Annotated in this window: 16 protein-coding genes; 5 read left to right on the top strand and 11 right to left on the bottom strand. The window is 52.3% G+C overall.

The window, feature by feature from the left end:
* Window positions 1-431: 431 nt before the first annotated feature.
* The 3 genes from ACE99V_RS19175 to ACE99V_RS19165 all read right to left on the bottom strand — a co-directional run bounded on the left by ACE99V_RS19175 (window position 432) and on the right by ACE99V_RS19165 (window position 2,439).
* A complete protein-coding gene (locus ACE99V_RS19175) occupies window positions 432-1,466 on the bottom strand; it encodes a DUF4367 domain-containing protein (RefSeq protein ID WP_400492823.1) in 1,035 nt (344 codons plus the stop codon).
* 241 nt (window positions 1,467-1,707) lie between these two features.
* A complete protein-coding gene (gene acpS, locus ACE99V_RS19170; protein ID WP_400492822.1) occupies window positions 1,708-2,097 on the bottom strand; it encodes a holo-ACP synthase in 390 nt (129 codons plus the stop codon).
* A gap of 171 nt (window positions 2,098-2,268) precedes the next feature.
* The gene (locus ACE99V_RS19165; RefSeq protein WP_400492821.1) at window positions 2,269-2,439 is read right to left on the bottom strand and encodes a gamma-type small acid-soluble spore protein; all 171 of its coding nucleotides are present in this window, start codon (window positions 2,437-2,439) and stop codon (window positions 2,269-2,271) included.
* Window positions 2,440-2,748: 309 nt separating this feature from the next.
* Between ACE99V_RS19165 and ACE99V_RS19160 the strand changes: the two genes are divergently transcribed.
* Window positions 2,749-2,940: a thioredoxin domain-containing protein gene (locus ACE99V_RS19160; RefSeq protein ID WP_400492820.1), complete on the top strand. Its 192-nt coding sequence runs from the start codon at window positions 2,749-2,751 to the stop codon at window positions 2,938-2,940.
* 17 nt (window positions 2,941-2,957) lie between these two features.
* Here ACE99V_RS19160 and ACE99V_RS19155 read toward each other — a convergent pair whose 3' ends face one another.
* The 4 genes from ACE99V_RS19155 to ACE99V_RS19140 form a co-directional block, all read right to left on the bottom strand.
* Complete coding sequence (locus tag ACE99V_RS19155) at window positions 2,958-3,293, bottom strand: ArsR/SmtB family transcription factor (protein WP_400492819.1); 336 nt, start codon at window positions 3,291-3,293, stop codon at window positions 2,958-2,960.
* 94 nt (window positions 3,294-3,387) lie between these two features.
* Window positions 3,388-5,025: a GMC family oxidoreductase gene (locus ACE99V_RS19150; RefSeq protein ID WP_400492818.1), complete on the bottom strand. Its 1,638-nt coding sequence runs from the start codon at window positions 5,023-5,025 to the stop codon at window positions 3,388-3,390.
* A complete protein-coding gene (locus tag ACE99V_RS19145) occupies window positions 5,015-5,614 on the bottom strand; it encodes a gluconate 2-dehydrogenase subunit 3 family protein (RefSeq protein ID WP_400492817.1) in 600 nt (199 codons plus the stop codon). Before ACE99V_RS19145 ends, ACE99V_RS19150 begins: the two co-directional genes overlap by 11 nt.
* Window positions 5,615-5,620: 6 nt before the next feature.
* A complete protein-coding gene (locus tag ACE99V_RS19140; RefSeq protein ID WP_400492816.1) occupies window positions 5,621-6,013 on the bottom strand; it encodes a hypothetical protein in 393 nt (130 codons plus the stop codon).
* Between the two features lie 203 nt (window positions 6,014-6,216).
* On the opposite strand from ACE99V_RS19140, the gene modA reads away from it, so the two are divergent.
* Genes modA through ACE99V_RS19125 form a run of 3 tightly spaced genes read left to right on the top strand, consistent with a single transcriptional unit; the run spans window position 6,217 to window position 7,916 of the window.
* Window positions 6,217-6,972 (top strand): molybdate ABC transporter substrate-binding protein, encoded by a 756-nt coding sequence (gene modA / locus ACE99V_RS19135; RefSeq protein WP_400492824.1) that lies wholly within the window; start codon window positions 6,217-6,219, stop codon window positions 6,970-6,972.
* Complete coding sequence (gene modB, locus ACE99V_RS19130; RefSeq protein ID WP_400492815.1) at window positions 6,972-7,640, top strand: molybdate ABC transporter permease subunit; 669 nt, start codon at window positions 6,972-6,974, stop codon at window positions 7,638-7,640. Before modA ends, modB begins: the two co-directional genes overlap by 1 nt.
* 57 nt (window positions 7,641-7,697) lie before the next feature.
* Window positions 7,698-7,916: a TyrR/PhhR family helix-turn-helix DNA-binding protein gene (locus ACE99V_RS19125; RefSeq protein ID WP_400492814.1), complete on the top strand. Its 219-nt coding sequence runs from the start codon at window positions 7,698-7,700 to the stop codon at window positions 7,914-7,916.
* Window positions 7,917-7,994: 78 nt separating this feature from the next.
* On the opposite strand, the gene pstB is transcribed toward ACE99V_RS19125, so the two are convergent.
* From pstB to ACE99V_RS19105, 4 genes are all read right to left on the bottom strand, one after another.
* Window positions 7,995-8,747 (bottom strand): phosphate ABC transporter ATP-binding protein PstB, encoded by a 753-nt coding sequence (gene pstB, locus ACE99V_RS19120; RefSeq protein WP_400492812.1) that lies wholly within the window; start codon window positions 8,745-8,747, stop codon window positions 7,995-7,997.
* Window positions 8,748-8,780: 33 nt separating this feature from the next.
* Entirely contained in the window at window positions 8,781-9,638 is an 858-nt protein-coding gene (gene pstA / locus ACE99V_RS19115) for a phosphate ABC transporter permease PstA (protein ID WP_400492811.1), read from the bottom strand.
* Complete coding sequence (pstC, locus tag ACE99V_RS19110; protein WP_400492810.1) at window positions 9,638-10,585, bottom strand: phosphate ABC transporter permease subunit PstC; 948 nt, start codon at window positions 10,583-10,585, stop codon at window positions 9,638-9,640. Before pstC ends, pstA begins: the two co-directional genes overlap by 1 nt.
* A 95-nt stretch (window positions 10,586-10,680) precedes the next feature.
* Window positions 10,681-11,649, bottom strand: a complete 969-nt coding sequence (locus tag ACE99V_RS19105) for a PstS family phosphate ABC transporter substrate-binding protein (protein ID WP_400492809.1) — start codon at window positions 11,647-11,649, stop codon at window positions 10,681-10,683.
* Window positions 11,650-11,895: 246 nt separating this feature from the next.
* On the opposite strand from ACE99V_RS19105, the gene ACE99V_RS19100 reads away from it, so the two are divergent.
* A complete protein-coding gene (locus ACE99V_RS19100) occupies window positions 11,896-12,090 on the top strand; it encodes a DUF378 domain-containing protein (RefSeq protein WP_400492808.1) in 195 nt (64 codons plus the stop codon).
* Window positions 12,091-12,265: the final 175 nt, after the last annotated feature.

The raw sequence follows: 12,265 nt of genomic DNA, 5'->3' as shown, positions 1-12,265 counted from the left end.
GGATTGGTTCAGGGAGAAGGGTATCCCACAATGTGATTTGCTCGTTACGAAGTTTTAACATAATCGCTCACCTCAAAAAGGATTTTCGAGGAGCACTGTTGAATTTCTTTAAGAAGAAAGGAATTCAGTCCCTCTTTTTGGATGTATTGCCTCGACAACACTACTTCCATTTAGAGAGCTGAATTCCTTTTGTTTTTGACTTACCCCAGGAATTTTTCAGGGGAAACTAGCTATCGCTGTGCCGAGTGGGGTCCCTTTCTTCGCCGGGCGGGGCCCCCGAACACTTTTCTAGCGGCTGTATGGGATGTCCTTAGAGGAAGCTTTTTATGCGTTCCGGAAAGTGTAAGACACTGATGCGTTAACACTGTAGCAAACGTAAACTTTCCTACACGATGGAAAAGGACGGCCGAAGCCGTCCGCTGTTGCCTTGCTTATTTGCCACCGACGCCGTAGGTGGACTTCGCCACTTCGACCAGTTCCTCTTCCGGCAAATCGCCGATCAGGGTAAACTCGACACCGTCCAACTCCCAGGTGAGCGTGCGCTGATTATCCGCATTTTGCGTCAGAACCCCGATCGTGAAGCCCAAATCCAGAGGCATACCCTGCTCATACGAGACGGATGCAGCAGTTGGACGAGATTCAAGCAGTCGGTAGTTGTACGCTCCTTTGTACTGCAGCACCACGACTTGTTCTCCGTTGCGCTTGACCGGCTCGATTCCGACCTGTTTCACGCCTTCCGGAAGATAAGTCGGCTCAATAACGCCAAACTGGCTGGAAGGCGGTTTGACAGCGCCGTTAACCTGCCCCATTGTCGGAATGACCGGCAAAGAGCTGGTGGTCATGTTCCGATCCTTGTCGAAGGCATCCTTGTCAAACGGAGGATTGAACACGAAATCGGTGAAGTTAATTTTGACCAGCGTGTTCAGACTGGAATCCATGATTTCCGCCCGAGTCGGTTTGAAATCTTCCGTCATCCAAATTTTTTGTTTTGTCAGAGAGCGGTTTCCGCTGTAATTGGCTTTTACTTCGAAAACGTATTGCTTGTCATCCATTTGCATCTGGCGTTCCGTGTCCTCAATAATGCTCTTGGCGAGCGTCTCGTAGAGGTAAAGCGGTCCATTGTTTTCCGGCCAACCGCTTTGGAAGCGGAAGCTCTTGTTCAAATGTGGTGTGAGAACAAACACTCCCTCGTCGTTGCGCAAAATGATCTGTGTAATACCACGCTGTTTTGATGTCAGGGCGACACGATAATTGGTAGGCTTCTCGTACCATACCTGAATGTCGTACTCCTGCGGGGTGGAGCCGGTCTCCATGGTCAACACGGCCGTGGATTTGTAGCCTGCCATTTTATCCAGTGTGCTGCTCAAATCGCCCACTACGTCCTCCGGCGTTTTTTGGCCGAAGCAGCCGCCCAAAAGCAGGGTGAAGACCAACAATAATGCCAGTGGTAATGCTCCCCGTTTCATTGAATCAACTCCTCCTTGTCTACTTTTTCGACAAAGAAGGGCCTACCTGTCTATTTCCCGGGAAAAATGTCAGCCCGCACGCCATTGGCAACCACGCCGCTGTCAGGATTCGTCATATGCTGTTGGTTTGGGACGCGATATCGCTTGATTGGCTGCGGACCACCCTTACCTCGACTCGGTGGTCCCTCCTAATCTACGCGATATATATCTATGTCCATCCTCGTCCCAATATGCAGACAAGTTACGCTTCTTCCACGATGACCTGTGCAACGGCGTACGCTTGCGAATGTGAGATGCTGATATGGAAGCGAAGGCCTGGGCTTTGCTTCGGAAAAATGCCTGCCAATGCGTCGGGCGCAATCCTCAGCTCAGGCTTTCCAGCCTCCGTTGACAGAATCTCAATATCCTGGAAACTGAGCCGGGCACCGATACCTGTCCCCAATGCCTTTGCTGCCGCTTCCTTGGCAGCAAAGCGGCCGGCAATCCATTCTGCTTTTCTGCCATTTGATTTACCCGAGAACAATGCCTTCTCCCGTTCCGTAAGCAATCGGTCAACCAATCCCTTCTGTCGCTTAAGAAGAGAATCGATGCGTTCAATTTCCACGATATCGATGCCAAGACCTACGATCATGTATACGTTCTCCTTCGCAACCTGTATGGGTACCTGTTGCCACCGTACCACCCGTTCCCATTCTTGACAAGGTGCAAAGGAAAATTACCCGTTCGGCCTACACGTGCCTTTCAGGGCATGATACGGCGAAAAACCTCCACCAAGGGTGGAGGTCAGCACGAGAAGGAACTCTTACTCGGTTGGAGTCATACGTTGACCCGCTTTTGCAGCGGATTGTTGGTTTTGACGACGAACTTCCGCTGCGTTGGTTTCACTCGCAAATTCAGTTGCGGTGTTTTGAGCTTGTGCAGCTGCTGCAGCGTTTGCTGCCGGGGTCATCGCTGGTTTGTTTTGTTTCGGCATTGTCAGATTCACCTCCTCGACGTCACTGAATATAATGTGCGCCGACTGTTAGGGGTGTATCCTTCCTATTTCTTCCTCACATATTTCCGGGAAACCAAATGATTTTCTAGCCAAAATGAACGTTAAACAATCGTTTAATGATTGTCCCATTACACTTTCGGGCACGATAAGGAGGCAGATGCGGCAGGAGTTTGCCTGCGCGTCACGAAATAAGTATCTCTCCATTACAGATTGAGGAGTGAAAAGAACGTGGCTCATACGGTGATTGTGTATACACAACCTACGTGCGGACCCTGTCAGGAAGAAAAAATGTGGCTGACTCAGCAGGGTGTCTCCTTTGAAGACCGCGACATCCGCAAAAGTGATGCGTATTTCAACGAAGCAGTCAACCTCGGTGCCAGCATGACCCCGGTCACGCTGATTGAAAAGGACAATGGCGAACGAGTCATCATCCACGGTTTTGACAAGGAAGAACTAAAAAAAGCGTTGGATCTGTCCTAGATCCAACGCTTTCACATTTAGCCGAGTGCATTTGCTTCGATGATTCCTTTTTCCTTTACGATCGGCGACATATCCGGCAAGTGTTCCAATATCCGCTTGACAGCAGGGGAACAGTCGGTGTTGATTGAGTAAAACACCCAGGGGCCTTTTCGGCTTTCCTTTACCAAGCCGTGTGTTTTTAGTTTGGCCAGATGCTGAGAGACAGATGGTTGCGAGGCTTGCAGGATATCAACGAGATCCCGCACGCAGAGTGACCGTACCTGCAGAAGGGCCATAATCGTCAAGCGCGTCTTATCGCCAAGCAGCTTGTAGATCTCAGCCAAATACAGCACCTGCATCAGATCTGCTTCCATAAGAACCCACCTTTGCCTTACATCTCTGACTTTCAGTATACTATACCCGGCTTCAGGTGGGAAAGATGGATCCTCGACAGTTCCGTGAACGAGCCTATACGTCTCGCCGCTGCATTGCGTCAAGCAAATAGTCGGCGGTTCGTGCAGCCAGGGCCATTACTGTATTGGTCGGATTGGCGCCCCCGGACGTGACGAAAGTGGATGCGCCGGCGATAAACAGATTGGGGATATCGTGGGTTTGGCCGAACTCGTTGACCACAGAGTCCGCCGGATTGCTTCCCATGCGGCATCCCCCCATCAGGTGGGCGGTATCGTCCACGACGTGCTCCGGTTTTCCGCCCATCGCTTCGATGATCCGATTCATTTGCTCCACCGCGTGGTCAATCAGGCGCAAATCGTTCTCTTGATAGCTGAACGTCACCTTCGAAACCGGCATCCCGTACTCATCCTTTTCATCGGTAAGGGTGACAGCGTTGTCGGGATGGGGCAGCACTTCGCCAACCAGAGTGACGCGGGCGTAATAATTGTAGTCCAGCATCGCCTCCCGAAGCTGTTTGCCCCACAGCAGGGTACCGTCCATCTGTTCAGTCGCGATCGCGCTGCTCATTGCCACCGGCCGTGCCCCATGGGCGTTCAGCGTGTAGCCGCGGGCAAATCCGCGCTCTCGATCCGACTCATAGAAGTGCTGGGTCAGCGCCAGAACCGGGGTACCCTTGTAGATGCGCACCTCTTCCGGCAGGATTCCGTACACGTCCTGACTGCTGTGCGGCATGATCGCCTTCCCCACCCACCCGCTGGAGTTGGCCAACCCGTCGGGGAAATGGGAGGTGGCGGAGTGGAGCAGAAGACGCGGCGTCTCCACGACAAATCCTGCCAGAATGAAGATTCTTGCCTTTTGCTGGTACGTCTGACCGTCATGATCAAACACCGCGGCAGTCACCCTGGTGCCGTCCGATAGAAGCTGCGTCACCATGCAGTCGGACAGCACTTCCGCTCCAGCCTCAATCGCTTTGGGAATGTGGTGAATCAATCCGCTGTACTTGGCGTTGGGCAAGCATCCCTGATTGCAAAAGCCCCGGTTGATACAGGGCGGCCGACCATCAAACGGGGCCGACAAAATGGCCAGCGGTGCAACAACGCTATCGATGCCTAGCTTCGCGCAGGCCTCCCGGAACAGCTGCGCATTCGCGCTGATCGGTTCCCGTACCGGATACGGGTACGGTCCTTTGAAAGCTCCCCATGGAAAGTGCCGGGGACCTGACACGGCAATTTCCTTTTCAATCTTGTCGTAGTAGGGCGCCAGGTCGCTGTACCGAATCGGCCAGTCCTCACCCACTCCGTCCACTGTGCGCGTCATGAAGTCACTCTCATGAAATCGCAAAAACACGCCGGTAAAGTGAACGGTCCCCCCGCCTACGCCTCGTCCTGAGTTGTTGTGCCCCAGGCGCAGCGGATTGCTGCCGTCCACCAGTCGCGTCTCCTGCCAGGCAAGCCGCTGGGTAGCCAGTTCATCACTGGCAAAGTCGGTCTGCGGGTTCCAGAACGGTCCTGCTTCGATTACGACAACACGCAGCCCCGCTTTGGCCAATTCGTATGCCAGCACCCCGCCTGCCGCTCCGGCCCCGACAATGCATACATCCGCTTCTTCACCGTATTTGCGGTTGTCCAGCTGTTTGGTGCGAACCCCGTCATAGTGATCCGTGTGATGAGTGATGCGGTCTTTATTTTCCATCCGCTTTCGCCTCCCACGGATCAACCAAACCTTTTTCCACCCGTACGTAGCCGCGCGGGTACGCAGGCCCGCCGTAGCCAATGTCGGACCAGACCAACGGATGAGAGTAATAGGCGCTCACGACGTCATGCAGCAGCCTTTTGAAAAAATCCTTTGACTTCAGACTGCCCCATGTCTTGGAATTGGCAACGGTTCCGCTCTCCAAAGCAGTCAGCACAGCCAGCTGCTGCTCCTTTTGCAAAGCCAGGAATTCGGCTCCAAACCTGTCCTGACTTACTTCATTAACCCCCTGAAGGCCCAGACGGTACAGCTCCTTTTTCTTTGGGACACCTACTTTCCGCTGGGATTCCCCGATGGGACTGGCAACTGCTTCGTCCACATGCTGCGTGATAAACGTTAACACCTCCAGCCGATGGTCGTCGACGAGCACGCTGGCCAATTCCTGTACCAGCATCGCTTCCCCGTGACTGAAAAACTGATGGGACACCTGCGGACTGCGTCGCTTCCCTACGATCTGGCGCGTGTGGGGATCCCATTCCCGATGTTCGTCCCACACATCATAAGCGGGATAATGACTGTTTTTGGCCATGGATCATCACCCCCAGTACAGGGCCAGCAAACCCAGCCCTGCGATGGCGGTAATCATAAGCGGTAAAACGATCGGCGGCCCGACGAGAAAGTTCTGGCTTTGGGAATATCCGCCCACTCGCTGTCCGACGCCGACCGTATGGAGGTACGCTCCGTACACTCCCACGGCCATGCCTGCCCACATCATGAAGGCGAACAGCCACCTCAGCCAACCGGCATTGTAAAAGGCAAGCACGATCGCGACTACAGCGAACAGCGGCAGTTCGATCACCGGCACCCACATCGCCCAGTGACGAAAATTTTGCCGGGAGTGAAACAGCGTTACCTGAATGGCGATCAATGCAAATGCAAGCCCAACAAACAGCAGCAACATCCGTTCAAGCGGCCAGCCTTGCCACATGTACATCCCCTCCTGATATAAGACGATGCCCCTATTTTTTCCTTGGAAAGTTAAACCTATTCGACCGGCGATGAACAGAAAAAAACCGGCTGTGACAGCCGGCCTGTTTCCGCGCTTGTGATTGTGATAACTACCCGCATCCAGTATCATTAAGATATGCATAGATACAGGAGTGTTCGAGTGTGAAGCGACAGTTATCTTGGATGATCGTATGCCTGCTGATTCTTGCTGCCATGACGGCTGGCTGTGGGAGAACGAAAGAACACCCGACAGAATTGTATGTACTGGCTGCAGCCAGTCTCTTTGACGCACTCAACGAGCTGATCCCTCTGTACGAATCCTCTCATCAGGATGTCAAACTGCTTGTCACGTACGGCTCTTCAGGCTCTTTGCAAAAACAGATCGAGCAGGGCGCACCGGCTGATTTGTTCGTCTCGGCGGCTCCCAGGCAGATGAAGGAACTGACTGAGAAACAGCTTGTAGACGCACAGCTGCAGACGAACCTGGTAAGCAACGAGCTGGTTGTCATCGTCTCGAAGGCCGCCTCGGGTTCGATTCGACAGTTTCAGGATCTGCAGGCTGCAGAAGTGAAAAAACTGGCCATCGGACACCCGGAGACGGTTCCGGCAGGTACATACGCACAGCAGGCTTTCACCCATCTGGGCATGTGGGAAGCCATTCAACCGAAAGTGGTCTTTGCCAAAGACGTCCGGCAGGTGCTTACCTACGTGGAAACCGGCAACGTAGACGCGGGAATCGTCTATAAAACGGATGCGCTTTCCTCCGACAAGGTAAAGATAGCGGCGACAGCTGATCCGGGCAGCCCGATCGTCTATCCGGTCGGCGTCGTCAAAATGACAAAAAATTCAGGGGAAGCGGCAGAGCTGTACCACTGGCTGCAGGGTCCGGTGGCCATCCAAGTCTTTGAGAAGTACGGCTTCCTGCCCGTAAAGAAATAATGCACAACGAAAATTTTTGGTCCCCGGTCCTCATCTCCGTCGAGGTTACTCTGACAGCGAGTATCCTGGCGTTTGCCATTGCGTTGGCCGCTTCCTGGGCAATGGCCAGAACGTCTTTTCGGGGCAAGGTCCTGGTGGAGACCCTTCTTATGCTTCCGCTGGTGCTCCCCCCTACAGTCGTCGGATTTGGCCTGCTTGTTCTGCTGGGTAGAAACAGTTGGCTGGGCAGACTGATCGAGTGGCTCTTTCATCAGCCGGTCATTTTTACCTGGTGGGCTGCTGTCATCGCCGCCACGGTAGTCGCCTTTCCTCTCGTCTACCAAACCTTGAAAACCGGTTTTGAATCCGTGGATCGGGATCTGGAGGATGTGGCGAGAACGGAGGGAGCCAGCGAATGGCAGGTATTTCGCCATATAACACTGCCGCTTGCCTGGCGGTTTCTCCTGTCCGCGTACCTGTTCGGGTTTGCCCGCGGTATCGGCGAATTCGGGGCGACGCTCATGTTTGCGGGGAATATTCCCGGCAAGACGGAGACGATCCCGACTGCCATCTATCTTGCCGTGGAATCAGGAAATATGGAGACAGCCACCTACTGGGTCCTCACCATCGTCGTGATGTCTTACGCGATGCTGGGATTGGTTCATCTGCTGCGCAGTCGACACTACTAACCGCAGATACAATGAAGAATTGTTTCAATCGGGATACTCGTCGTAACTGCCGATTCCATGATCGATGTGAAGGATTTGCCTGATATCATTTACCAAAATGCAAAGCAGCATGTCACCGCGTCTGCCCCCTCTTCGCTGGATGCAGCGATTGAACAGGTGGAACGAAACCTCATCGTCAGATCCTTCAGAAAATACGGCAGTTCACGAAAGGTGGCGCAGGATTTAAAGATCAGCCAGACCAGGGCGTCAAAGTTGATTCGAAAGTATTGCCACTAGATGAGCAAAAAGCCGATCACCAAAAGAAAAAGAGCGAACCTGTGCGTTCGCTCTTTTTGCCTCTACGATACACCATGCTTATCCAAAACGTCCGGTGATGTAATCTTCCGTCCGTTTATCACTTGGCGTTTGGAAGATAACCGGCGTCGCGTCGTATTCGACCAGGTCTCCATTAAGGAAAAACGCCGTTTTATCGGAGATGCGCGCCGCCTGCTGCATGTTGTGTGTGACGATCACAATGGTGTAGGTCGTTTTCAGCTCGTCGAGCAGCTCCTCGATTTTCGCGGTGGAAATCGGATCAAGCGCGGAGGTCGGTTCGTCCATCAGCAAGATTTGCGGATTGACGGCAAGCGCACGAGCGATGCAGAGGCGCTGCTGCTGACCGCCGGACAATCCGTACGCCGGCTTTTTCAGCTTGTCTTTCACCTCGTCCCACAGAGCTGCCGATTTCAAACTGGTTTCCACAATCTCGTCCAGCTTGTCGCGATCCGTGATGCCGTGCAGTTTGGGACCAAAGGTGATGTTTTCGTAAATGCTCTTCGGAAACGGATTGGGTTGTTGAAACACCATCCCTATGTTTTTGCGCAAAATTTCCACGTCTACTTTGGATTCGTAGATGTCGTTGCCTGCCACTCTTACGCTTCCGGTGATGTTTACGCCCTGAATCATGTCGTTCATCCGGTTGAGCGTGCGCAGGAACGTGGACTTGCCGCAACCTGACGGGCCGATAAATGCGGTAATGCTGTTTTCCTCAATGTCCATGTTGATATTGTGAAGGGCGTGGTGTTGTCCGTAATACAGATGTAAATCCCGAACTTCGATGATGCTCACGATCGTCAGCTCCCCCTTGATAGACTTCTGTTTTTAGTAGCGCTTCTGGTATTTGTTGCGCAAGTACACAGCTGTTGCGTTCAATGTGAACAGTACAATCAACAGAACAATAATGCCGGCAGCAGCAATCGCCCGGAACTCGTCTTGCGGTTTCGACGTCCAGCTGAAAATTTGAATCGGCAGAACCGTGAACGGATCAAGCGGCGAGGACGGGATAAAAGCGATAAACGTCACCGCCCCTACGACGATGAGCGGCGCCGTTTCCCCGATTGCACGGGACAGCGCAAGAATGAAGCCGGTCAAAATGCTGGGGAACGCAGCCGGGATCACGACCCCTTTGATGGTCTGCCACTTCGACGCCCCCAGTGCGTATGCGGCGTTGCGCATATGCTGGGGAACGGCGCGAATGGCTTCCTGGGAAGCGACCACGATGATCGGCAGCACCAAGAGAGCCATGGTCAGGGCACCGGAAAGAATGGTCCGGCCGAACAGGAAGCCCTCTACGAACAGACCGAGACCCAAGATACCGAAGACAATCGAAGGAACACCCGCCAGATTGTTGATGTTTACTTGCACGAGGTTGGTAAACCAGCCCTTTTGGGCGTACTCCTCCAGGTAGAGCGCTGTTCCAATGCCCAGAATGAAGGCGATCGGAGCGGTTAATCCGATAATCCACAAGCTTCCGAACAGCGCGGAAAGAATCCCCGCCTTGGAAGGGAAACGGGAAGCAAAGCTGGTGATGAACTGCCAGTCCAGCCAGCCGAGTCCGTCATTCAAAATGCGATATAACAAAATGCCCAGGGCCGCCACCCCTACCAGCGTAGCCAGCAAAAAGACGACGCGAGAGGCCGGGTCATAGATTTTTCGACGTATCAGGTTAGACGTTGACATCAATACTCCTCCTTGTAACGGCGCGTGATCCATTGCGCGATGATGTTTATGCCCAGCGTCAAAAGGAACAGAGTCATGCCAACTGCAAAAATGGTTTTATATTCGATGGAACCATGCTCGATGTCTCCGCCGCTTACCTGTACGATAAACGCGGTCATCGTCTGGATGCTTTCCAACGGATTGAGCGTCAGCTTCGGCGTTGCCCCTGCTGCAATCGTGACGATCATCGTCTCGCCGATTGCCCGCGAACAAGCCAACACGAACGACGAAATGATGCCGGAGAGACCTGCAGGCACGACTACCTTGGTCGCCACCTCCAGCTTGGTCGCACCCAGAGCGTACGCAGCGTCGCGCAAGGAACGCGGAACCGCCAGCATCGCATCTTCACTCAGCGAGGCGACCATGGGCAAAATCATGATACCCACGACAATACTTGCACTCAGTGCGTTGAACACGCCGGTTTCTGGAAAAATACTGCGAATGATTGGCGTTACGAAGGTCAGCGCAAAATAGCCGTACACGATGGTCGGAACACCAGCCAATACTTCCAGGATCGGTTTAATGGTCCGACGCACCCTGTCATGTGCGTATTCACTAAGATAAATAGCAGTCATAAGTCCGAATGGCAAAGCAACAAGACTTGCGCCAAGCGTAATCAAAACGGAACCGGACAGCAGCGACAGTATCCCAAAGTGCTGCGGAACAAACAGCGGTGTCCACTTGGTGTCCGTCAAAAACGAAAGAAGCGAAACCTCTTGAAAAAAGCCAATGGTTTCAAATAACAGAACCGCGACAATGCCAATCGTCGTAAGAACCGAAACGATGGCGCAAACAATCAAAAACAAGCGAATGCCAAACTCTCTGTTTTTCTTGTCGTTCTTCACGACGATTTGGCTTTTGTTCGCTCGTACGTCTTGACTCAAAACGAACGTTTCTTGTCTACCCAACGTGGAACAATCCCCTTTCTTCCTCCTGACACGTTGAAATGTGGCGCTATGTTGTTCATAACGCCACATTCCCCTTTGTCATCCTCAGGTCAGGATTACTGAATTTTGGCAAGCGATTCTTTGTATTTGTCCTCTGTCATTGGAACGTAGAATACGGATTTCACCAGTTCAGGCGCGTTCTCCAGATAGAATTGTACAAACGCTTTTACTTCCGGTTTTTCGAGGGATTTTTTGTTTACATAGATGAAGATCGGACGTGCCAGCGGCTTGTAGCTGCCGTCTTTAATTGTGTCAAATGAAGGAGTTACCGCTTTGCCGTCACCGCTATCGATCGGAACCAGCTTCAGCTTGTCTGCGTTCTCTTCATAGTACGCGTAACCGAAGTAACCCAGGCTGTTCTTGTCGCCGGCGATCCCTTGTACCAGAACGTTGTCGTCCTCGGAAGCAGTATAGTCAGGGCGGCTCTTCTTCGCTTCGCCAACGATTTCTTCCGTGAAGTATTCAAACGTACCGGAGTCGGTACCTGGGCCGTACAGTTTGATTTCTTCAGCTGGCCACTCAGGACGAACGTCTTTCCAGGTTTTTACCTTGCTGTCCGGTTCCCAGATCTTTTTCAGTTCGGCAACCGTCAGTTTGTCTACCCAAGTATTTTCCTTGCTTACGACAACGGAAATACCGTCGTAGGCAACCGGGATTTCAACGTATTCGATCCCTTTTTCTTTGGCAGCAGCCGCCTCTTTTTCTTTGATCGGACGGGAAGCGTTGCTGATGTCGGTTTCACCTGCAGTGAACTTTTTAAAGCCGCCGCCGGTACCGGATACCCCTACGGTTACTTGTACGCCTGGGTTTGCATTTTGGAATTCTTCGGCAGCTGCTTCCGTAATCGGGAATACAGTACTGGAACCGTCTACTTTAATGGTGCCGGACAGTTTGTTTTCAGCCGGAGCTGGGGCAGCAGCGTTATTGTTGGATTGTTCCGGTGCGGGGGCAGCGTTGTTGCCACAGCCTGCAAGCACGGCACCTGCCAGAGACAAAGCCAGCATCATACCACCGAATTTTTTCATGAGATGAAAATCCTCCTTGAAAATCGTTGTTTTGTTTTGTTCTTTACAGTACAAACTATACAGGTCGAATGTTGTTGAATTGTGATACTATTGTAAAGCTTTCTTTAAGATTCCCTGCGAAAGCACCATTTCATATAGAAAAGACTCGCGCTGATCGCACGAGTCCATAACGAATGTTCCTTCGTGAATAACCGTTTGCAAAACTGGCTAAGATGGTACTAACTCTATGCAAAGGAGTATGCATACATGGATAGATTGGCCTTGCTACTTGTCATCATTGGTGCTCTTAACTGGGGTCTCATCGGATTGTTCCAATTTGATCTGGTCGCTGCCCTTTTCGGAGGCGCAGATTCCCTTTTCAGCCGCATTGTGTATACACTGGTCGGCCTGGCGGGAATCTGGTGCTTAAAGCTGCTTTTCACCGAACGACAGCGAACCTAACACCAAGTAAGAAAACCCACCCGGCATTAGCTAGTTACTCCTGAAAAAATCGTTTTTTGGCAGAAGCATCTCATTGTGGTGAATCTCAGGGGGCTACTGTGTAACTGTATCCGTTAATCGTTGCTTATTTGGCCATTTGGGCTGCTCTTCTGAGGTTATGAGCCCAGATTCCGAA

The organism is Brevibacillus soli, from assembly GCF_044759095.2.
Taxonomy (GTDB): Bacteria; Bacillota; Bacilli; order Brevibacillales; family Brevibacillaceae; genus JBIYSM02.
Note: the sequence above shows the minus strand (reverse complement) of the source record. Positions and strands in the feature narration are given on the sequence as shown.